The organism is Micropruina glycogenica, assembly GCF_900289045.1.
GTDB classification, from domain to species: Bacteria; Actinomycetota; Actinomycetes; order Propionibacteriales; family Propionibacteriaceae; genus Micropruina; species Micropruina glycogenica.
In genome coordinates this window covers 1522282-1543716 of the sequence record NZ_LT985188.1, presented here as the reverse complement: position 1 = coordinate 1543716, position 21435 = coordinate 1522282, and the positions used below count along the sequence as shown (strand labels likewise).

Here is a 21435-nt window from a genome sequence, read left to right as displayed (position 1 = left end):
CCTGCCAGGTCGGCCCGGGTGTTGGCCGCGGCCTCAGTATATGGAGCCCAAGCCTGCACTTCAGGCGCAGACCAAGGGTGCATGCGCCCTCAGGTCGTCTTATGCTCGTGGGACGTGAGCACCACCGATGCGGTCAAACGCCTACTGGTCGGCCGAAAGCTGGCCAGCACCCAGCTGGGCGAGACCCTGCTACCCAAGCGCATCGCCCTACCCGTCTTCGCCTCGGACGCCCTGAGCTCAGTCGCCTACGCTCCCGATGAGATTCTGCTGACCCTGTCGATGGCCGGCATCGTCGGCTTCTCGTACTCGTGGCCCATCGCCGTCGCCGTGGCTTTCGTGATGTTCATCGTAGTGCTGTCGTACCGGCAGAACGTGCACGCCTACCCCTCGGGCGGCGGCGACTACGAGGTGGCCACGGTCAACTTCGGCCCCAACGCCGGGCTCACGGTGGCCAGCGCCCTGCTCGTCGACTACGTGCTCACCGTGGCCGTGTCGACGTCGTCGGGCGTACAGAACGCCGAGGCGATGCTGCCGTGGATTCAGGGCCACGAGGGTCTGGTGGCGGCAGCCCTGATTCTGCTGCTGATGACCATGAACCTGCGCGGGGTTCGCGAGTCGGGCACCGTGTTCGCCATACCCACCTACGGCTTCATGATCGCCGTGCTGGGCATGACCGGCTGGGGGCTCATTCGCATCTTCGGCTTCGGCGACAACCTCGAGGCCCCCACCAAGTCGCTCGACGTGGTCGGCTCGGCCATGTACGACCCGTTCGTCGGCTTCGCCATGGTCGCGCTGTTGGCCCGGGCGTTCTCGTCGGGCTGTGCGGCGTTGACCGGTATCGAGGCGATCAGCAACGGTGTGCCGGCCTTCAAGCCGCCCAAGAGCCACAACGCCGCCATGACGCTGACCCTGCTGGCCAGCATTGCCATCTCGATGCTGGGCGGCATCATTCTGCTGTCGAACCTCACCGGGCTGAAGCTCGTCGACCCCGACGGCCACAGCCACTTTCTCGAGAACGGCCAGATCGTCGAACGCGACGTCGGCACCGCGATGGGTCAGTTGGCGGCGACGGTGTTCGACAACTTCCCGCCCGGGTTCTACTTCGTGATCATCGTCACGTTCATCATTCTGTTTCTCGCCGCGAACACCGCCTTCAACGGTTTTCCGGTGCTCGGCTCGATTCTGGCCCGCGACGGCTTTCTGCCCAAGGCGCTCTACACCCGCGGTGACCGGCTCGCCTACAGCAACGGCATTCTGCTGCTGGCAGTCGCCGCGGTGGCGCTGGTGCTGGCCTTCAACGCGTCGGTGACGGCGCTGATCAACCTGTACGTGGTGGGCGTCTTCGTGTCGTTCACGGTGAGCCAGGCGGGCATGCTGCGGCACTGGTCACGACACCTGAAGACCGAGACCGACCCGCTGGAGCGCCGCAAGATGCAGCGCTCGCGGGTGGTGAACACGATCGGGCTGACCTGCACCGCGACCGTGCTGGTGATCGTGCTGTGGGTGAAGTTCCTGCTCGGTGCGTGGATCGCCATTTTGGCCATGGCGATTCTGTTCGTCATGATGCGCGGCATCAACAACCACTACAAGAAGGTCGACGCCGAGATCGCCGTCGAGCCCGGCGAGCGCAACCTGCTGCCCAGCCGGGTGCGTGCGGTGATCGTGGTGCTGGGCATCAACAAGCCCACGGTGCGCGCGGTGAACTTCGCCAAGGCGTCCAGGCCGAGTTCGGTCGAGGCGGTGACGGTGTCGGTGGACGCCGACGAGACCAAGGAACTGCTCGACGAGTGGTACGTCGAAGACCTGGGCGTGCCGCTGCGGGTGATCGCCTCGCCGTACCGCGAGGTGGTGGGGCCGATTCTGGAGTTCGTCAAGGGGGTTCGCTCGGACAGCCCGCGTGACGTTCTGTGCGTCTACATTCCCGAGTACGTGGTGGGGCACTGGTGGGAGCAGTTGCTGCACAACCAGACCTCGCTGATTCTCAAAACCAGGCTGAACTTCATGCAGGGCGTGATGGTGACTTCGGTGCCGTACCTGCTCGCCTCGTCCAAGTACGCGGTGGCCAGGGCCAAGCGGAATCCAGCGGCCTGGCGGAGCACCGGCACCGGCGCCGTCCATTCGGGCCAGCACCTGAGTTCGGAGTGATGTGCAGCCCGGCGACCTGATCGGCCCGGTCGAGGTCGGTGCGATCGCCCACGGCGGGCACTGCGTCAGTCGGGTCGACGGCCGGGTGGTTTTCGTGCGGCACGCCCTGCCGGGTGAGCAGGTGGTGCTGCGGATCACCGAGGTGGCCAGCCGGTTCGCGCGTGGCGACGCGGTCGAGGCGGTGGTCGCGGCGCCGCAGCGGGTGAGTCCGCCGTGTCCGGTCGCAGGACGATGTGGCGGCTGCGACTTTCAGCACGTCGAGCCGGCGTTTCAGGCCGAGTTGAAACGACGGGTGCTGGCCGAACAACTGCACCGGCTAGCGGGCATCGAGTGGCACGGCGAGGTCGAGCAGGTGCCACCGGTGCTGGGGTCGCGCACGCGCATGCGGTTCGTCGGCACGGGTGACGGACGGCTCGGGTTGCGGGCGCACCGGTCGCACGAGGTCGTCCCCCTGCCTGACGACGGCTGCCGCATCGCGCACCCGATGATGCCGATCGAGCTGGGCGAAACCCCGCCGGTCGAACTCGTTGAGGCCGCACCCGCACCCTCGCCGGTCGAGCTCGTCGAGACCCCTCCCGCAGGATCTCGACAAGCTCGATCAACGGGGGCCGAACTACGACAAGGTCGATCAACGGAAGCCGAACTACTCGGGGTGGTCAGCGACCAAGGTGGACGGCTGGTGGCGTCCGGCTCGGCGGCGTCCCATGACGTGGTGACGCAGCGGGTGGGGGAGCGCACCTTCGAGGTTTCGGCGGACGGCTTCTGGCAGTCGCACCTCGCCGCTGCCGAGGTGCTCACCCGAGCCGTGCTGCAAGGGCTGCAACCACAGCCGGGCGAGCGGGCGTTCGACCTGTACTGCGGGGTGGGCGTGTTCGCGGGCGCGCTGGTCGACGCCGGCTGCCGGGTCTGGGGAGTGGAGGGAAACAAGGCCGCGATCGAGCACGCGCGGCGCAACGTGCCGCCGGCGTCCTTCTTCACCGGCGACGTCGGGCGCACGCTGCGCAGGCTGCCGAACCGGGCAGACCTGGTGGTGCTCGACCCGCCACGCACCGGCGCGGGCAAGGCCGTGATGGCGGCGGTGGCGCGGCTGCGACCCCGCGCGATCGCGTACGTGGCGTGCGACCCGGCGGCGCTGGCCCGCGACCTTGGCACCGCGCGGGGGCTGGGGTACGAAGCGTCCGAGATCAGGGGTTTCGACCTGTTCGGCATGACCCACCACCTCGAGGCGGTGGCGATGCTTACCAAGGCGTAACGCGAAGGTCCTAGAGTTAAGCCGCCGAACGCGCAACGATGCCAGTTACCGCGTTCGGCGGTTGGAGGGTATTATCTCGATATCGAGATACTTTTCGGACGGCACCACAGGAGGACCCGCATGAGCACCAACAGCTTCGACGCCAGAACCACCTTGGAGGTCTCCGGAACCACGTACGAGATCTTCGACCTGCACAAGGTCGAGGGGGCCGACACGCTGCCGTTCAGCCTGAAGGTGCTGCTCGAGAACCTGCTGCGCACCGAGGACGGCGCCAACATCACCGCCGACGACATTCGTGCGCTGGGCGCGTGGGACCCGTCCGACGAGCCGAATCGCGAGATTCAGTTCACCCCGGCCCGGGTGATCATGCAGGACTTCACCGGCGTGCCCTGCGTGGTCGACCTGGCCACCATGCGTGAGGCGATCGCCGAACTGGGCGGCGACCCGGCGAAGGTGAACCCGCTGTCGCCGGCCGAGATGGTGATCGACCACTCGGTGGTGGCCGACCTGTTCGGCACCCCCGACGCCTTCGCGCGTAACGTCGAACTCGAGTACCAACGCAACCGCGAGCGCTACCAGTTCCTTCGCTGGGGCCAGGGCGCCTTCGACGACTTCGTCGTGGTGCCGCCGGGCACCGGCATCGTGCACCAGGTGAACATCGAACACCTGGCCCGGGTGATCTTCCCCCGCGAGGTGAACGGCGTGTTGCAGGCCTACCCCGACACCTGCGTGGGCACCGACAGCCACACCACCATGGTCAACGGCCTGGGCGTCGTGGGCTGGGGTGTCGGCGGCATCGAGGCAGAGGCGGCCATGCTGGGCCAGCCCGTGTCGATGCTGATTCCGCGGGTGGTGGGCTTCAAGCTGTCGGGCAAGCTGCCCGAGGGCGCCACCGCGACCGACCTGGTGCTGACCATCACCGAGATGCTGCGTGAGCACAAGGTGGTGGGCAAGTTCGTCGAGTTCTTCGGCCCCGGCGTGTCGCAGGTGCCGCTGGCCAACCGGGCCACCATCGGCAACATGAGCCCCGAATACGGCTCGACCATCGCGATCTTCCCGATCGACAGCAAGACCACTGACTACCTGCGGCTCACCGGACGCGACGAGCAGCAGATCGCGCTGGTCGAGGCCTACGCCAAGGCGCAGGGGTTGTGGCACGACGACGACGCCGAGCCGCGCTATTCGGAGTACCTGGAGCTCGACCTGGGCACCATCGTCCCTTCCATCGCGGGCCCGAAGCGGCCGCAGGACCGCATCATTCTGGCCGAGGCCGCCGACGCGTTCGGCCAGGCCATCGGCAGCTACACCGACGACGCCAGCAAGGCCGTGCACGTCACGCTGGCCGACGGCGCCGACTTCGACCTGCCCACGGGTGCGGTCACCATCGCGGCGATCACCTCGTGCACCAACACGTCCAACCCCAGCGTGATGATCGGGGCCGGGCTACTGGCCAAGAAGGCGGTCGAGAAGGGCCTGAGTCGCAAGCCGTGGGTGAAGACCTCGCTCGCCCCCGGGTCGAAGGTGGTCACCGACTACTACGCCCGCGCGGGGCTCGACACCTACCTGGCCAAGCTCGACTTCGACCTGGTGGGCTACGGCTGCACCACCTGCATCGGCAACTCGGGGCCGCTGATTCCCGAGGTGTCGGCAGCGGTGAACTCGGCCGACCTGGCGGTCACGTCGGTGCTGTCGGGCAACCGCAACTTCGAGGGCCGCATCAACCCCGACGTGAAGATGAACTACCTGGCCAGCCCGCCGTTGGTGGTGGCCTACGCACTGGCCGGACGCATGGACATCGACCTGCTCAACGAGCCGCTCGGTGAGGGCTCGGACGGTGAGCCGGTGTACCTGCGCGACATCTGGCCGAGCACCGAAGAGGTCGAGCAGGTGGTGAACAGCTCCATCAGTTCGGACATGTTCAGCAGCCGCTACGCCGACGTGTTCGCCGGCGACGACACCTGGCGATCGCTGCCCACGCCCACCGGTGAGGTGTTCGAGTGGGACGGCGACTCGACCTACGTGCGCAAGCCCCCGTACTTCGATAACATGCCGGCCCAGCCGGCCCCCGTCACCGACGTTGCCGACGCGCGGGTGCTGCTCAAGCTGGGTGATTCGGTGACCACCGACCACATCTCGCCGGCCGGTTCGATCAAGGCCGACAGCCCGGCCGGCAAGTACCTCACCGAGCACGGTGTGGAGCGCAAGGACTTCAACAGCTACGGCTCGCGGCGCGGCAACCACGAGGTGATGATCCGCGGCACGTTCGCCAACATTCGGCTGCGCAACCAGATCGCTCCCGGCACCGAGGGCGGCTTCACCAGGGACTTCACCGCCGCCGACGGCCCGGTCACCACCGTGTACGACGCGGCGCAGAACTACGCGGCCGCGGGCACTCCGCTGGTGGTGCTGGCCGGTAAGGAGTACGGCTCGGGGTCGTCGCGCGACTGGGCGGCCAAGGGCACCGCGCTGCTGGGCGTCAAGGTGGTGATCGCCGAGAGCTACGAGCGCATTCACCGGTCGAACCTGATCGGCATGGGCGTGCTGCCGCTGCAGTTCCCCGAGGGCGAGAACGCCGACTCGCTGGGCCTGACCGGCGAAGAGACGTTCACCTTCACCGGCATCGAAGAGCTCAACGACGGCACCACGCCCAAGACGGTGCACGTGAAGGCCGACGACATCGAGTTCGACGCCATCGTGCGCATCGACACCCCCGGCGAGGCCGACTACTACCGCAACGGCGGCATCATGCAGTACGTGCTGCGGTCGCTGCTGACCTCCTGAGGCCGTCTTGGCGAAACGCCTGACCAGGGCCGAACGCGGCCGGCATGAGCGAGACGTCGCCGCGCGGGCCAAGACGGCCGGCGGGGTGCCGTCCGCGGCATCCAGGGGGACGGCGCGGCGGCGTCCAACAATGGCCGGCAGCGGCGCGACCCGCAGGGGTCTCGGTGGCGAGCTGGCCGAACGGGTGGCCTGGTCGATGGTCGCGGCACTGGCCGCCATGGTGGGGGCGGGGCTGGCCCTGGCGATCGGGTCGGCGGTGGTGCCCGCCTTGTGCCCGAATGACGACGGCACCTGCGGCGTGGGGTGGCTGCTGGTGATCGGCGCGCTCGGCTACCTGTTGGCGCTGCTGCCGGCGTGCGCCATCGGCGGGCTGGGCATCTGGTTCTGGGTCGCCTACGTGGCGGGTGTCGCGCCGCTGCTGGTGGTGGCCTCGATCGGCGACTGGTGGTGGTGGGCGGCGCTGGTGCTGCTGCCGCCGCTGGCCGCCGCGGTGAGCTGGCCGTTCGGACGGCCCCGCATCACGAACTGGCACTGGTGGGTACTGGTGGGCGCCGCGGCGCTCACGGTTGGCTACGCCGTGTGGTGGTACGCGTTCGCGAACTGATCGAGGGTCACCAGGCCAGTTCTTCGACGTTGATCCGGTCGCGTGGCACACCCGCCGCCTCGGCCTCGCCGATCACGGTGCGAGCGAAACCCTTGGGGCCGCAGACGTACAGATCGGTGTCGCAGAGGTTGGGCACGAGGTCGTCCAGACGCAAGGCGCGAGAGCCCTCGGGCACCCACCGGCCCGGCTCACGGTGCCCGAGCAAAGTGACCAGTCGTGCGCCGCGCACCTCGCACAACCGCTCGATCTCGTCGAGCAGGTAGAGCTGGTCGGCGGCCGAGGCGCGCAGAATCACGGTGGCCTGGCCCGGGGCGAACGCGAGTGTCTCGAGCAGGGCGCGGATGGGCGTGATGCCGATGCCCGCGCCAATCAGGGCGACCCGGTGGGTGGTGCGAGCCCGTCCGGTGAAGCCGCCGTACGGGCCCTCGATCCAGACGCGGGTGCCCGGGCGCAGCGCTCGCAGCTCGCGCGAGCCGCGGCCGAGGCCGCGGACGGTGATTCGCAGCCCATTGGCGGTGGGGGCGGCCGACAGTGAGAACGGGTGCTGCTGCCACCACAGGCCGCGGGTGAGAAAGCGCCAGTGCACATACTGGCCGGCCTCGGCGCGCAGGGCGTCCAGCCGGCGGCCGGTGAACTCGATCGAGAAGGCGTCCGGGCCCGCTGGAATGATCGCGGCCACAACGAGCCCGTGCCGCAAGGAGGCCACGAGCGGCTGAACGAACCGGAACACCACCAGCGCAGCGCCGGCGATGCTGAGCAGGGCGATCCAGTAGCCGCGCTGCCACGAGCCCTCGCCGAGCAGTCCGCTCATCGAGAACATGTGCGGAATCGCCAAACCGACCGCCGCGTAGCTGAGCAGGTGGATGACGTGCCAGACCTCGTAGGGCAGTCGGCGCCGGGCGGCTGCGATCGAGCTCACGATCACGACCAGCAGCAGCGCCATGCCGGCCACCGCGAGCATGAAGTCGGTGGTCGAATCCCACAGCAGGCCGAACTCGCTGAACAGGTCGGCACCGTCGAGCACGGCGCCGCCGATCAACACGAAGGCGGCGTGCACGGCCAGCCCGCCGACCACCCAGTTGCCGAGCTTTGCATGCAGCGCGACGGCGGCGGGCTGCCCGAGTGCCCGGTCGACCAGCGGCACTCGAGCGGCGAGCAGCAGCATCAGCACGAGCGCGTTGGTGGCGACCAGGCCGGCGATGATGCCGACTGAGTTGAGCGCGCTGCCAAGGTCTGAGAACCGCGCGAGCGGACTCTCGGTGGCGAACAGCACGACGGTCATCGCCATGGTCGCCCACCCCACACCGGTGACCAGCAACCTCGCGAGTCGTCGGGCCGTCATGCCGGCAGCGAGTTCGTCCGTGGTCGGAGCGCCGACCGGCAGCACCCTCGACGTGCGCGGGCGCTGTGCGGTGATCGTCATGACCTCATGCTCGCCACCGCCCCTGTGGCTCTGCTGTGAGGCGTCCGTGAACCGACGATGCGTTGGACGGCTAGGGTGCCTGGGTGAGCACCCAGCACGCCACGTCACGCGGCACCTATCACCCGTTGCTGGGCACGAATGTCGAGGTGCGGGTGATCGCCCGGGCGGCGACAGTGCCGGCCGCGTATGCGCTGGCCGAGGCGGCCGAGACCGTCGCCGTGAACCGTATCGTGCACCTGCAGTCGGTGTTCACCACCTACGAGGCGACCAGTGAGTTGTGCCGCTGGCGTGCGGCCGAGATCGACGAGGTCAGTCCTGAGTTGACCGAGGTGTTGCGGGCGGCCGAGCACTGGTGGCGGGTGTCCGGCGGAGCCTTTCACCCGGTCACTGAGCGGCTGCGCGGGCGATGGTTGCGGGCCGAGACCGACGGCGTGCCACCCTCGGCCGCCGAGTTGGCGCACCTGGTGGTGCAGCTGGCGGCGCTGCCGTTCACCATCACCGACGCCGGCGTGCAGCGGGTGGGTGATTGCACGGGGCTCGACCTGAACGCGATCGCCAAGGGCTACATCGTCGACCGGGCCGCCGAGGCGGCGGCGGCGCAGCCCGGGGTGGTGGACGTGCTGGTGAACGCCGGCGGTGACCTTCGGCACATCGGTGACCAGTCCCTGCGCGTGGGGGTGGAAGACCCGCGGCAGCCGGGAGGTGTGCCGCTGCAGGTGGTCGAGGTGGGGGAGGGCGCCCTGGCCACCAGCGGGCCGGTGCACCGCGGCTTTCGGGTCGGACGACACTGGTACGGCCACGTGCTCGACCCGCGCACCGGACGACCGGTGGCCGGGCGTCCCTCGACCACCGTGCGGGCACCCGACGCGATGACCGCCGACGCCCTGGCCACGGTGGCCGGGGTGCTCGATTGGCCAACTGCGGCCGCCATCGTGTCGGCCTCGCCGGCGGCCGGCTGCCTGGTCGTCGACGAGTCCGGCGAGGTGCTCACCTGCGGGGCCTGGTGAGCCGCGCCGCGCTCGCCACGATGCGCCCCGCCGCGCGGCCCGGTTCCTCAGACCGTGTAGGCCACCGAGGCGGCGCTGAGCTGGCCAGAATCGGTCAGCGCCGTCATGGCCGACGAGGCGCCGAAGGTCACCTGCTGCCTGATCAGGCTCTCTGACCCGTGCTCGACCGCCGACTCGATGCACACGGTGTAGGTGCCCTGCGTGGCGCGATCGCCCGAGGCGGTGGTGCCGTCCCAGTTGGCGGTGAAGCTGCCCGCGGGCACGGTGCCGCTGGTGGTGGTGTCGGTGCCGCCCGAGGCGCTGTACCACGCGCTCAGCTCGTTGAGCCAGTTGTCGCCGTTGGCCTTGTGATAGAGGGCGAGGGTCTTGACGAAGTTGCCGCTGGCGTCCTCGAGCCAGACCGCCATGTACGGGTTACGCCCGCCCATGCCGCCCCCGCTGGACGAGAACGTCCAAGCCACCGTGGCCTTCGCCGCGCTCGGCAGCGACTTGCTCGTGCCGGCACTCGCCGAAGCCGTGGCCGATGCGCTGGCGCTCGAAGTGGCCGATGCCGTGGCACTGGTGGCAGAAGGGCTGGCGCTAGCCGCCGCGCTGCAGCCGACCACGCCGGCGATGGCGGCGAGCGACAGGCCACCGAGAAAGGCTCGACGGGTGACCTCGGAATAACGTGACACGGGCATTCGATGAGCGACCTTTCCGGTGACGGCCACAGTTGTTGTGGCTTCGGTCGTCAGGCTACGGAGCCAGGCTGTGAGTTTGCTGAGTGCCGGCCGCGTGGCGACTGTGCGCGGTCACCCGGCCACCGGCAACTCGATCAGCACCTCTGCGGGTGAGCGCCCCGGTGCAGACATGGCGACCGTTCCCCCCGCCCGTTCGATCGTGCGGCGGGCGAGTTGCAGGCCCAGCCCGGACGTGCCGGGCCGTGGACCGGACGCCGCCGCGGCAAACCCGGGGCCCTGATCGGTGACCGCCAGCCGCAGCCGGCCGTTGACCACCTCAAGCGAGACGGCGAAACCAGTGCCTTCGGGCGTATGTGCGAAAACGTTATCGATGCAGATGTCGATCACGTCGGCCAGATCGAGCGCGCTCAGCGCCACCGGGGCCGGCCCGTCGGGCAGGGTGACGGCGAGCGTGCGGTTCTGATCCTCTGCCAGCGGGCGCCAGTACTCGATGCGCGTCGCCGTGACCTCGCGCGCGTCGCAGCCGACCGGCAGGTCCTCGCGCAAGGGTCGCCGGGCTTCGGTCACCACGCGGTCGATCGCGACCTGCAGCTGGCTCACGAGCTGGGCGAGGTCATCGTCGGCAAGCTGCTCGGCCTGCAGACGCAGTGCGGTCACCGGCGTCCGCAGCCGGTGGGCCAAGCCGCGGACACTGTCGCGTTCGGCCTCGAGCACCTCGCCGACGCGCTCGGCGAGCCCGTTGAGGGCCGAGCCAAGCTCGACGGTCTCGGGCGGGCCCGCCATGGGGGCCCGGGCGGCCAGGTCACCTTCACGCAACCGATGCGCGGTGGCTGCGACGTCCTGTAACGGACGACTCACCGCGCGCGCGGCCCGGTCGGCGACGAACACGGCAACGCCGCTGAGCAGCAGGCCGAGCGCGATGATGCTCGTCCACGCCAGCGGCACTCCTTGATTCAACTGGTCCGGGGTCACCGAGCTGCGAATCACCGCCACTCCGCCGTCGACCAGTACCGGCACGAATACATGGCCGCCCTGGTCGTCGCGGGTCGAGAACGCCTCGCCCCCGCGGGCTCGACGGTAGCCGGGATCGGTACCGAAATCGGGCCAAGCCACCCCCAGCACGGTGCCGTCGGCGAGCACCACAGAGGTCGCCGCCGGCGAACTCGCGAGTGCCGGCGAGAGCAACTCGGGCAGGCGCACGTCGCGGTTCAGACCGGCCACGAGCATGGCCACCGAGTTGGCCTGCTGCCCTGCCACGGCCATACCGCGATCAGCGGCCAGCGAACTCACCAGCAGCAGCAGGGGTATGACGAACGACGCGACGATGGCCGTGCTGATCAAGGCCACGAGGGTGCTCACCTGGCGACGCATCACGCGTCCCCGGACGGTGCGACGAGGCGCAGGCCGACGCCGCGAACCGTTTCGAGATAGCGCGGCGCTGCGGCCGTCTCGCCGAGTTTGCGTCGCAACCAGCTGACGTGGACGTCGACGGTCCGGTCGCCTCCGCCGAGCGGCAACCCCCACACCTCGGCCAGCAGCTCACGCTTGGTGACCACCTCACCGGCTCGCGAAGCGAGCAGCCACAGCAGATCGAACTCTTTGCGGGACAGCTCGATCGGCGCTCCGGCGAGGGTGACTCGGCGGGCGGCGGGGTCGATCTCGAGTTCGCCAACCCGGGTGCCGGCGGCAGCGGTCGCAGGCTGGGTGCGCCTGAGCACCGCCCGGATCCGGGCCGCCAACTGCTCCCCGCCGAACGGCTTCACCAGGTAATCGTCGGCACCCGCGTCCAGGGCGTCGACCACCGTGCGGTCGTCATCCTGGGCGGTGATCACGATCACCGGTACGCCGCTCACGGCTCGCAGCATGCGCAGCACCTGCCGTCCGTCGAGGTCGGGCAGGCCCAGATCGAGCAGCACCACGTCGGGCTGCTCGCTGAGTGCCAGGGCGAGCCCGGTCGCGCCGTCGGCGGCCAAGGCCACGGCATTGCCCGCGTCACTGAGGCTGCGTCGAATCAGCCGGCCGATGGCGGCATCGTCCTCGACGACGAGCACGCGAGTCATGGCAGGTAACGTACCGTGGGCGGCGGCCTTCCCCATGCCATGATGGGTCAATGGCTGGGCGCAGGTTATGGGTCATTGCCGCAGTCTGGTTGCTGACCGTGGCGGCCGCGTCCACGGTGACGTGGACGGTGATCGCCAGCGCGGGTGCGCGGGTCGGAAACCCCGTCCGGCTGGTGACCACGACCCCGTCGGCGGTGCCGACCGAGAGCCAGGCAACCTGGACCGGCAAGGCCGGGCGACTGACTGCCGCCTGTTCCGACGGATCGGTGGCACTGGTGTCGGCCGTGCCCGAGGTGGGCTTCTGGGTCAAGGTGTATGACCGCGGCCCGCGAACGCTACGGGTCGACTTCGAGTCCACCGACGCCGACGACAACCCCGAGGTGAAGGTCTTCGCCACCTGCCGCAACGGCAGCCCCGTGTTCCAGCGCGGATGACCGCACGCTTCTTGGGCGAGGTTTAAAGCGTCCTTGAGGTTGACTTGAGGTCGGTTTGCCTACCGTTGCGGTCATGCCGATTCCGCTCGATTCGTCCCTATTCGACTCCATCGCGGGGCTGCCGTTGCACCCGCTGGTCGTGCACTTCGCCGTGGTGCTGCTACCGCTGGGCGCGCTCGGGCTCGTCGTGCTCGTGCTGGTGCCCAAGTGGGCCGACCGGTACGGCTGGCTGACCGTGGGCGCGATCGCGGTCGGAACCGGTGCCGCCTTCGTGGCGAAGGAGTCCGGCGAGGCCCTGGCCGCCAAGGTGGGCGAGCCGCAGACGCACGCGTCGTGGGGGGATCGGCTGCCGTGGCTGGCCGTGGCGCTGCTGGTGCTGGCCCTCGCGTGGTTCTTCTTGCGCCGGCCGTCGAACGGCGGGCCTGCCGATCGCTCACCCGCCGCACCGGTCGTTGGGGTCCTTGCCGCCATCATGGCGGTGATCGTCACCGCCGTCACCGTCCTGGTGGGCCACAGCGGCGCCCAGGCGGCCTGGGGTGACGTGACCGCTCAGACCGATCAGCCGTCGAGCGACGCCGCGCCGTCGACATCCGCCACGCCCCAACCGTCGACGACCACGACGTCGAGCAAGGCGACCCCCAGCTCGAAGTCGAACAGCTACACGCTGGCCGACGTGGCCAAGCACGGCACGGCGTCATCGTGCTGGACGGCCATCGACGGCAACGTGTACGACGTCACCGACTGGATCACCCGGCACCCCGGCGGCCAGCGCCCCATTCTCGGCCTGTGCGGCAAGGACGGCAGTTCGGCGTTCGACAACCAGCACGGTGGCCAGAGCCGTCCGGCTGCCGAACTCAAGCAGTTCTTGATCGGCACCCTCGCCTAGTCTGAGGTACACCTGGGCCGGTACCCCCTTCGGGCGGCTGAGGCACGGAGGTGAAGAGTGGCGCAACGACCACCCCTGAGCGGCGGGGATCCCGTCGGCTATCAGTCGGCCGAAGCCGCGGCGGGTTCGCACCAGGGCCGGCTGAACAGCCTGCGTGCCGCCGTGCTGGGGGCGAACGACGGCATCGTGTCGACGGCCGGCATCGTGATCGGGGTGGCCGGCGCCACCACCGATGCGTTCGCAATTCTGGCGGCCGGGGTCGCCGGCCTGACCGCCGGCGCGCTGTCGATGGCGGTGGGCGAGTACGTGTCGGTGAGCGCCCAGCGTGATACCGAGCAGGCGCTGCTCGACCTGGAGCGGCGCGAACTGGCCGAGATGCCCGAGGAGGAACTGGCCGAGTTGGCCGACCTGTACGTGCAGAAGGGCCTCGCGCCCGAACTGGCTCGTCAGGTGGCCGAACAGTTGCACGCCCACGATGCCCTGGCAGCGCACGCCGAGACCGAACTGGGCATCGACCCGAACGACCTGACCAACCCATGGGTGGCTGCCTTCTCGTCGGCGATCTCGTTCACGGTGGGGTCGATCCTGCCCCTACTGGCCATCGTGCTGGCCCCCGCTGATTCGAAACTGATCGTCACCGTGTTGGCCGTCGTGGCGGCGCTGGTGTTGACCGGGTTCTTGAGTGCCCGCGCGGGAGGCACCCGGGTGGCCCGGGCCATCCTGCGCAACGTGGTCGGTGGGCTGCTGGCCATGGCTGTCACCTACGGCATCGGACGGCTGGTCGGCCACACCCTGGGATGACGCGGCTCAACGGTGCCGGGTCAGGTGGCGCCGCGCCCAGCGATAGCCCACGCCGGCCGCGACCATGGTCAGCCCGGCTACCACCGAATCGGTGGGCAGGCTGGCCATCACGACCACACAACCCACTACACCCAACGCGGCGAGGAGCCGGGGATAGAGCCGGTTCTCGGCGGCCTGACGCAGCGCCGCCGCGTTTGCGACCAGGTAGTAGAGCAGCACGCCGACCGACGAGAAGCCGATCGCTCCCCGCAGGTCGGTCAGCACCACCAAGGCCGCGACGACGGCACCAACGCCGAGTTCGGCCCGGTGCGGCACGCCGAACCGGGGGTGCACCGCGCCGAACCAACCCGGCAGGTCACCTGTGCGCGCCATCGCCAAGCTGGTGCGCCCGATTCCGGCGATCATGGCGAGCAGGGCGCCCAGCGCAGCTGCCGCGGCGCCGATACTGACCAGCGGAACCGCCCAGCCCCACGATGCCAGTGCCGACACGTCGGCCAGCGGGGCGGTCGAGGCGGCCAACGCCGGCGCTCCGAGCGAACCAAGGGCGGCCAGGCCGACGGTCAGATAGGCCACCAGCACGAGTGCGAGTGAGATCGCGACCGCGCGGGGAATGGTGCGGGCGGGCTCGACGACCTCCTCGCCCAGGGTGGCGATCCGGGCATATCCGGCGAAGGCGAAGAACAACAGTCCGGCCGACTGCAGCACCCCTCCCGGGTTCCCGTCCCATGGCATGGCGCGCGCAGTGGGTAACGGGTGGGTGAAGCCGATCGTGGCCGCAACCGCCAACGCCACGAGCGCGATAGTGACGCTCACCCGGGCCATCGCCACGGTGCGGGTGACGCCCAGGCTGTTGACCACCGCGAGCGCCACCACGGCAGCCACGGCGACCGGCTTCTGCCATGGCGTGGGCACGGCGTACGCCGAGAACGTCAATGCCATGGCCGCCGAGCTCGCCGTCTTGCCCACGACGAATGACCAGCCCGCCAGAAAGCCTGGCCACTCGCCCAGTAACTGTCGGCCATACAGGTAGCTACCACCCGCGTGCGGGAACTGTGCGGCGAGTTGAGCTGACGAAGTCGCGTTGCACAGCGCCACCGCGCCCGCAACCAACAGGCCCAGCAGTAAGCCCGGCCCGGCTGCCTGCGCTGCCGGTGCCCACACCGCGAAGACGCCGGCTCCGATCATTGAACTGAGCCCGATCACGATCGCGTCCGGCAGGGTCAACCGGCGTGCGAGAGCAGGCTCTGCGGAGTCGTCTGCTGGCGGCGCGGTGGTCGGCATCGGGCACTCAGTCGCCCGGCCCTCGGGCCGGAGTCGGCACGGTGCGGTCGTGGCGAGGGCCGTCCAGTGCGTCCAGGCAGATGGCTGCTCGAGCACGACCGGTGTTCTTCATGACGGGTACCCGGGGATCCTTCTCAGCAGGTAGGTCGACGGACGGGGTGTGCGTTCGATGGTGCCGCAAGCCGGCCCGGCTCGCACCTGAATCTCGGTTTCTGCGCATGCTCCACTACGGTGACGCGCATGACCGGCAACCGCGGCCTGACCAGGCAGATTCTGGGCCTGGCCGTCCCGGCGTTCTTCGCTCTCGTGGCCGAGCCGCTGTTCCTGCTCGTCGATTCGGCCATCGTGGGGCATCTCGGCACGCCGCAACTGGCCGGGTTGGGGGTCGCCGGCTCGGTGCTGGGCACCGCCGCGGGTGTGTTCGTGTTTCTCGCCTACGGCACCACCGCCAGTGTCGCCCGTGCCCTCGGGGCCGGTGCCGACGACAAGGTGGTGGCCGCCGGTGTGGACGGCACCGTGCTCGCCATCGGCCTGGGCACCGTCGTCGGCGTACTGGTCGGTTTCGGAGCCGAATGGCTCTGTGCGGCGCTGGGCGGCACGGGCGAGGTGCTCGTGCAGGCCGTGATCTACCTGCGTATCTCTGCGATCGGCCTGCCGGCGATGCTGACCATGATGGCCATCACCGGCGCCCTGCGCGGTGTGCAAGACACCCGCACGCCGCTGGTCGTCTCGCTGATCGGCTTTCCGCTCAACGCGGTGCTCAACCTGGCCCTGGTCTACGGGCTGGGCTGGGGCATCGCCGGCTCGGCCTGGGGCACGGTGGCTACCCAGTACGCGATGGCGGTGGCGCTGGTCGCGGTGTGGTTGGTGCGGGTGCGGCGGGCGGGAATGGCGGTGCGACTGCACCCTGCCGGGGTGCTGTCGGCGGCGGTGAACGGAGTGCCGCTGATCGTCCGGACGCTGGCGCTGCGCGCGATCCTGCTGCTCACCACCTGGGTGGCGGCCGGCCTTGGCGAGGTGACCTTGGCCGCGCATCAGGTTGCCTTCACCGTGTGGACGCTGCTGGCGTTCGCCCTGGATGCCCTCGCGATCGCCGGGCAGGCGCTCACCGGCAAGGGGCTTGGCGCGGCGGACGTCGCCGGGGTGCGCGAGGCGACCCGGCTGATGGTGCGCTGGGGCCTGGTCGGGGGAGCGGCGGTCGGCCTCGCTGTCGGCCTGGCCGGGCCGTTGATCGCACCCCTGTTCAGCAGTGATCCGGCGGTGCGGGCGGCGGTGGTGGCGGCGCTGATCGTGGTGGGTGTGGGCCAGCCGATCGCCGGGTACGTGTTCGTGCTCGACGGGGTGCTGATCGGCGCGGGCGACGGCCGCTGGCTGGCTCTGGGCATGACCGTGGTGCTGATCGCCTACCTGCCGGTGGTCGCCGTGCTTCGACTGAGCTCGGCGTGGTTGGCAGCGCAGGGACCGTCCGTTGCGACGGCCGCATTGTGGCTGGGTTTCACCGTGTTCATGCTGATCAGGGCGGCGACGCTGTGGTGGCGTGAGCGCGGCGACAGGTGGCTGGTGACGGGCGTCTGACGCTGGTCGAGCTGGTCGTTGGTCGAGCTTGTCTGGGCCCGTCTCGTTGGTCGAGGTGGTCGACACCCGTCTCGTTGGTCGAGCTTGTCGAGACCGGCCTGTTTGCCGCGGAGCGGACGTGCCCCTGTCTCGCCCTTGCGAGACTGCTCGGCTCTAAAGCCTCGCAGTGCAGCACACGCCCGACCACGCCCTGACCGTGGCGCCTCCACTCCGCTTCACTGTTGCGTTTCGCTCTCGCTGGTCGAGCTTGTCCAGAACCCTCTCGTTGGTCGAGCTCGTCGAGGCCCCCCGGGGGGGTCTCCCGTTGGCGAATCCCAAACTGTCGCACACGCGTTCTAGGGTGGCGCGCATGACGTTCGAGTTTCAGGTGACCTTCGATTGCCACGACCCGGCCGCGCTGTCGCGGTTCTGGCGCGACGCGTTGGGCTACGTTCACCCAGGCCCACCCGGAGTCGAGGTGCCCGAGGGTGCCGATCCCCTGGACGCCTGGGACGAGTTCCTCGAACGCATGAACGTGCCGGTCGAGGAGCGCAACACCCGCTCGGCGTTGGAGGATCCGACCGGCAAGGGGCCGCGCATCTTCTTTCAACAGGTGCCCGAGGCCAAGACCGTCAAGAACCGGCTGCATCTCGACATCCGAGCGGCCCCGGGCCTGCGCGGCGCTGATCGGCTGGCCGCGCTCGAGGTGGAGTGTCACCGGCTGGTCGCACTGGGTGCCACCCGGGTGCAGCGGTTCGAGGCCGAGCCGTACGTGAGCGACGGGTTCATCGTGATGCAAGACCCCGAGGGCAACGAGTTCTGCCTCGACTGAGGGCGGGCCGCGTGAGCACCGAGGCCAGGACGTGGGTGCGCCGGAGGGTGATCTCTTTGCGCTCGCATCGCGGCCGGGGTTCGCGCGCCGTGCAAGGATGACGGCTTTGCCGCCGTCCCGGCTCACCGCGCATGTGCGGCGGCCTGAGCCGGCCGTGGTCGGGTGCCGTGAACCTGCCGAATGGGGCTGTGAAGCCCGATGATGCTGGCGCTGCTGTACGGGGCGTGCCTACTGGTGTCCGTCCTGGTCTCGGGCGTCGCCGCCCGCACGGTGCTCTCGACCACCCTGGTGTTCCTTGTCTCGGGGGCCGTCATCGGCCAGGGCGGTCTGGGCCTGGTCGACCTGAACGCCGACAGCGAGATCGTTGGTGCGCTGGCCGACCTGGCGCTGTTCACCGTGCTGTTCACCGACGGCGGTGCGCTGCGTGCGCCGCGCGGCCAGGGCAGCTGGCTGCACGCCGCGCGGGCACTCGGTATCGGCATGCCCCTGGCGTTCGTCGGCGTCACCCTGCTGGCGCACTCTTCGCCGGGTTCGACTGGATCACAGTCATGCTGGTCGGTGCAGTGCTGGCTCCGACCGACCCGGTGTTCGCCTCGGCGATCGTGGGCCGCAAGGACGTCCCAGCCAGGCTGCGCAGGCTGCTGAGCGTTGAGAGCGGTCTGAACGACGGAATCGCCCTGCCTGTGGTGCTCCTGCTGATCAGCGCGGCCGGCACGACGCAGGAGCACAGTGACCTGGGCCTGGTGGCGCTGGAACTGGTCGGCGGCCTGGCTCTGGGCGTGCTGCTTCCGCTCGCGGTGCATCAGTTGCTGCGCATTCCGGGTCTCGGTGCCGAGCCTCGGTTGCAGCCGCTGAGGCCGGTCGCCATCGCCATCATGCTCTACGGCATCGCGCACCTCACCGGAGCCAACCCCTACCTGGCCGCCTTCGCCGGCGGCTTCATGACCGCGAGGCTCAGTCCGAAGGCCCAGGAAGCGTTCGAGCAGTTGGGCGAGATGCTGGCCGAGTTGGCCAAGTTCGCCGCCCTGCTGGTGTTTGGAGCCCTGCTCAGGCCCCAACTGTTCGTGAGCATCGGCTTCGGTGGGTGGATGGTGGCCACCCTCGCCCTGGTGCTGGTTCGGCCGGCCTCGCTGGCCGCCTCGCTGGGTGGGCGCCGACCTGACTCGTCGGGAGTTGTTCGCCGCAGCCTGGTTCGGCCCGAAGGGTTTCGCCTCTGTGGCGTACGGGCTGCTGGTGCTGCACTCGGGCATACCCAACGCCGTCGAGGTCTATGAACTGGTCGTGGTGTGTATCGCGCTCAGCATCGTGGCGCACTCGAGTACCGACGTACCGGTGGCACGGCTCTTTGACGTCGAAGACATCGCCGGCGTGCCCGATCGCGACGGTTGAGCCAGCTTCGCCTCGCAACCCGAGGGCGTGCTCCGTCATCCAGGCGTCTCCTCAACTCGTCGTCCCGGCGGAATGCCAGGATCTCCCAATTTTCGCCATCCGGGCGAAATGCCGGGATCTCCCAACTTTCGTCATCCCGGCGAAAGCCGGGATCTCCATGCCGCCCAACCCGTCATCCCGGCGAAAGTCGGGATCTCCAAAGTCTTGGAAGGCTAAGTTGTCCACAGCCGATATTCATCTCGAAAAGCCTTGTGGATAACTGTACGTATGTTCGAAACTGTCAGTCGCGCCGCGTAGCCTCTAGTCATGGAGTTGGATTTCGAGCAGTTGGACGATGCGGCCCTGGTGGCCGTGATGGATGCTGCTCTGTCGGCTCTTGGCGATGGTCGGGTGCGGCTGTCGACCGGCAAGCAGAAGCTAGACCTGTTGGCTGACGCGGTGCGGTTGGACGCCCGCCTGACGGCGTGGCTGTCGGCGCTCGCCGCGGAAATCGAGCGTGGCGAGATCGCCGTGCAGGAGCATGGCACCTCGACGGTGACGTGGTTGGTTGACGCGGTGCGTATGACTCGGCGTGCGGCGGGCCGCATGGTGATCGAGGGTGAGCGGCTGCAACGCTTCCCGATCGTGGCACAGGCTGCTGCAGCGGGCGCCTTGGTGCCGGAGCAGGTGCAGGCGATCACGCAGGTGTTGCAGGATCTACCGGACGACTTCGACACCGACCAGTTGCGGCAGGCTGAAGAACTCATGGTGGGGTTCGCTGACACCCACAATGCGGCCGATTTGCGTGCCTTGTCGCGGTATCTGTTGGAGGTGCTCGACCCCGACACCGCTGATGCGCGTGAAGCGGCCCGGTTGGAGCGTGACCTACGCACCGCTGAGCACAATCGGCATCTCACCTTTGCTCATGACCATCATGGGTCGGTGCGCATCAGGGGCAGCCTGCCGGTGGCCGATGCGGAGCCATTCATCAAACTGATCGACAGCTACACAGCCCAAGCATCCCGCGCGCTGGACAGACTCGACCCGCTCGCGCCGAACCTCACGCCCGCGCAACGTCGCGCCGACGCGCTGATGGCGCTGGTCGATCGGCACCTGGCCAACGCGCTCGCCCCGAGTCATGGTGGTGACCGGCCCCGGGTCGTGGTCACGTTGAGTTACGACGTGATGGTGAAGACCGCCACCGACGCCGGGCTGCTCAGGGGTGAACTGATCGGCACCGGTGAGCCGATCGCCGCGTCCACGCTGCGGCAGTTGTTGTGTGATGCCGACGTCATGCCCGCCGTGCTCGGGTCACCCTCACAGGTGTTGGATGTGGGCCGGGCGCAACGGCTCGTCACGGCCCCGATTCGTGCGGCGCTCGAGGTTCGCGATCAAGGGTGTGTGTTTCCGGGCTGCGACAAGCAGCCGACCAGCTGCCATGCGCACCACATCGTGCCCTGGTGGGCCGGGGGAGTGACCGCCTTACATAACCTGGTACTCGTCTGCCCCCACCACCACGGCATTGTCGAACCCGGCCACAACCCCAAAGTCGACCGCTGGCAAGTACGACTCCCCTCCGACGGCCCACCCCACGTGATCCCACCCAAACGCGTCGACCCCACCCAACGACCCAGAGTCCACGCCCGATACACAGCACCCATGCGCACCTGACAAGCGCTGGTCGAGCCGGTCGAGACCGCTCCCCGGGCTCAGTCTCGACAAGCTCGATCAACGAACCTAGAATCGAACAAACGTTCGATCACAGGAGGAACCGATGGCGTCACTGGCCGACCGCCGCAGGGCCATGCAGCGGCAAGAGACCACGATCTACACACCGCCCGGGTGGCCCGAGCGGGTGCGTCCACCGGGGGCGCCCGACTGGGAGGTGACGGCCACCGAGTTTCTGCTCGACTGCTGCCCGGCCGACTACCGGCGCTACCAGTTGCTGCGGCGGCACCCGGTGGTGCTGGCGCGGTTCGCCGTCACCTTCGTCAACGCGCAGGTGCAGGCCGGACGCGACGGGCTCGGCGGCGTCCGGGTGAGCCTGGCCGAACTGGTGCCGCCCGAGGTGGTGACCGAGGCGGTGGACGTGTGGTCGCAGCAGCAGGCGTGGCTGGTGCGGGTGCAGCGCGAGGTGACGCTGGTCGAAGAGGCGCTGCGCGGCAAGAACTGGGTGCGCAAGATGTAGGGGCCTGCTTGAGATCCCGGCGTTCGCCGGGATGACGGGGATGGCGTTCGCCGGGATGACGGCACGAACTGTTGCCGAATCACACCCGGTGACGTGCGTCGGTTGTGAACGGGGTCTCGACAAGCTCTACCGGCGAATC

At 69.1% G+C, this 21435-nt stretch carries 21 protein-coding genes; 16 read left to right on the top strand and 5 right to left on the bottom strand.

Annotated elements, in window-relative coordinates:
* Positions 1-114: 114 nt before the first annotated feature.
* From MPLG2_RS07110 to MPLG2_RS07095, 4 genes are all read left to right on the top strand, one after another.
* The gene (locus tag MPLG2_RS07110) at positions 115-2145 is read left to right on the top strand and encodes an APC family permease (RefSeq protein WP_231935892.1); all 2031 of its coding nucleotides are present in this window, start codon (positions 115-117) and stop codon (positions 2143-2145) included.
* A gap of 1 nt (position 2146) precedes the next feature.
* Entirely contained in the window at positions 2147-3397 is a 1251-nt protein-coding gene (locus MPLG2_RS07105; protein WP_105185525.1) for a class I SAM-dependent RNA methyltransferase, read from the top strand.
* A 120-nt stretch (positions 3398-3517) separates the two neighbouring features.
* Positions 3518-6178 carry an aconitate hydratase AcnA gene (gene acnA, locus MPLG2_RS07100; RefSeq protein ID WP_105185524.1) on the top strand — a complete coding sequence of 887 codons (2661 nt, stop codon included), beginning with the start codon at positions 3518-3520 and terminating at the stop codon, positions 6176-6178.
* Positions 6179-6185: 7 nt separating this feature from the next.
* Positions 6186-6782 (top strand): hypothetical protein, encoded by a 597-nt coding sequence (locus MPLG2_RS07095; protein ID WP_158680941.1) that lies wholly within the window; start codon positions 6186-6188, stop codon positions 6780-6782.
* Between the two features lie 7 nt (positions 6783-6789).
* Here the strand turns inward: MPLG2_RS07095 and MPLG2_RS07090 are convergent, their stop codons facing one another.
* Positions 6790-8205 (bottom strand): ferredoxin reductase family protein, encoded by a 1416-nt coding sequence (locus tag MPLG2_RS07090; protein ID WP_105185522.1) that lies wholly within the window; start codon positions 8203-8205, stop codon positions 6790-6792.
* Between the two features lie 83 nt (positions 8206-8288).
* Here MPLG2_RS07090 and MPLG2_RS07085 point away from each other — a divergent pair, with 83 nt between their 5' ends.
* Positions 8289-9212: an FAD:protein FMN transferase gene (locus MPLG2_RS07085; RefSeq protein WP_105185521.1), complete on the top strand. Its 924-nt coding sequence runs from the start codon at positions 8289-8291 to the stop codon at positions 9210-9212.
* Between the two features lie 47 nt (positions 9213-9259).
* Here MPLG2_RS07085 and MPLG2_RS18375 read toward each other — a convergent pair whose 3' ends face one another.
* Positions 9260-9640, bottom strand: coding sequence for a DUF2271 domain-containing protein (locus MPLG2_RS18375; protein ID WP_158680939.1), 381 nt, complete (start codon positions 9638-9640; stop codon positions 9260-9262).
* On the opposite strand from MPLG2_RS18375, the gene MPLG2_RS18370 reads away from it, so the two are divergent.
* Positions 9639-9878 carry a hypothetical protein gene (locus MPLG2_RS18370; RefSeq protein WP_158680938.1) on the top strand — a complete coding sequence of 80 codons (240 nt, stop codon included), beginning with the start codon at positions 9639-9641 and terminating at the stop codon, positions 9876-9878. The two genes, MPLG2_RS18375 and MPLG2_RS18370, sit on opposite strands and share 2 nt — an antisense overlap.
* Before the next feature lie 125 nt (positions 9879-10003).
* On the opposite strand, the gene MPLG2_RS07075 is transcribed toward MPLG2_RS18370, so the two are convergent.
* Positions 10004-11251 carry a sensor histidine kinase gene (locus MPLG2_RS07075; RefSeq protein ID WP_158680937.1) on the bottom strand — a complete coding sequence of 416 codons (1248 nt, stop codon included), beginning with the start codon at positions 11249-11251 and terminating at the stop codon, positions 10004-10006.
* An 11-nt stretch (positions 11252-11262) separates the two neighbouring features.
* Positions 11263-11952, bottom strand: a complete 690-nt coding sequence (locus tag MPLG2_RS07070; protein ID WP_105185518.1) for a response regulator transcription factor — start codon at positions 11950-11952, stop codon at positions 11263-11265.
* 50 nt (positions 11953-12002) lie between these two features.
* On the opposite strand from MPLG2_RS07070, the gene MPLG2_RS07065 reads away from it, so the two are divergent.
* From MPLG2_RS07065 to MPLG2_RS07055, 3 genes are all read left to right on the top strand, one after another.
* Positions 12003-12386 (top strand): hypothetical protein, encoded by a 384-nt coding sequence (locus tag MPLG2_RS07065; RefSeq protein WP_158680936.1) that lies wholly within the window; start codon positions 12003-12005, stop codon positions 12384-12386.
* Positions 12387-12459: 73 nt separating this feature from the next.
* Positions 12460-13272 carry a cytochrome b5-like heme/steroid binding domain-containing protein gene (locus MPLG2_RS07060; RefSeq protein ID WP_105185516.1) on the top strand — a complete coding sequence of 271 codons (813 nt, stop codon included), beginning with the start codon at positions 12460-12462 and terminating at the stop codon, positions 13270-13272.
* Between the two features lie 57 nt (positions 13273-13329).
* Positions 13330-14073, top strand: a complete 744-nt coding sequence (locus MPLG2_RS07055) for a VIT1/CCC1 transporter family protein (protein WP_105185515.1) — start codon at positions 13330-13332, stop codon at positions 14071-14073.
* 6 nt (positions 14074-14079) lie between these two features.
* Here the strand turns inward: MPLG2_RS07055 and MPLG2_RS07050 are convergent, their stop codons facing one another.
* On the bottom strand, positions 14080-15354 hold the full coding sequence (locus tag MPLG2_RS07050) for an APC family permease (RefSeq protein ID WP_105185514.1): 1275 nt from the start codon (positions 15352-15354) through the stop codon (positions 14080-14082).
* Between the two features lie 240 nt (positions 15355-15594).
* Here MPLG2_RS07050 and MPLG2_RS07045 point away from each other — a divergent pair, with 240 nt between their 5' ends.
* From MPLG2_RS07045 to MPLG2_RS07025, 7 genes are all read left to right on the top strand, one after another.
* The gene (locus tag MPLG2_RS07045) at positions 15595-16929 is read left to right on the top strand and encodes an MATE family efflux transporter (RefSeq protein WP_105185513.1); all 1335 of its coding nucleotides are present in this window, start codon (positions 15595-15597) and stop codon (positions 16927-16929) included.
* Positions 16930-17278: 349 nt separating this feature from the next.
* Positions 17279-17740, top strand: coding sequence for a VOC family protein (locus MPLG2_RS07040; RefSeq protein WP_105185512.1), 462 nt, complete (start codon positions 17279-17281; stop codon positions 17738-17740).
* Positions 17741-17941: 201 nt separating this feature from the next.
* The gene (locus MPLG2_RS18985) at positions 17942-18385 is read left to right on the top strand and encodes a cation:proton antiporter (RefSeq protein WP_197710113.1); all 444 of its coding nucleotides are present in this window, start codon (positions 17942-17944) and stop codon (positions 18383-18385) included.
* Positions 18289-19014, top strand: a complete 726-nt coding sequence (locus MPLG2_RS18980; RefSeq protein ID WP_197710112.1) for a cation:proton antiporter domain-containing protein — start codon at positions 18289-18291, stop codon at positions 19012-19014. Before MPLG2_RS18985 ends, MPLG2_RS18980 begins: the two co-directional genes overlap by 97 nt.
* Positions 18956-19129, top strand: coding sequence for a hypothetical protein (locus tag MPLG2_RS18975; protein ID WP_197710111.1), 174 nt, complete (start codon positions 18956-18958; stop codon positions 19127-19129). Before MPLG2_RS18980 ends, MPLG2_RS18975 begins: the two co-directional genes overlap by 59 nt.
* A 306-nt stretch (positions 19130-19435) precedes the next feature.
* Positions 19436-20779 (top strand): HNH endonuclease signature motif containing protein, encoded by a 1344-nt coding sequence (locus MPLG2_RS07030; protein ID WP_105185511.1) that lies wholly within the window; start codon positions 19436-19438, stop codon positions 20777-20779.
* 103 nt (positions 20780-20882) lie between these two features.
* Positions 20883-21296: a hypothetical protein gene (locus MPLG2_RS07025; RefSeq protein WP_105185510.1), complete on the top strand. Its 414-nt coding sequence runs from the start codon at positions 20883-20885 to the stop codon at positions 21294-21296.
* Positions 21297-21435 lie beyond the last annotated feature (139 nt).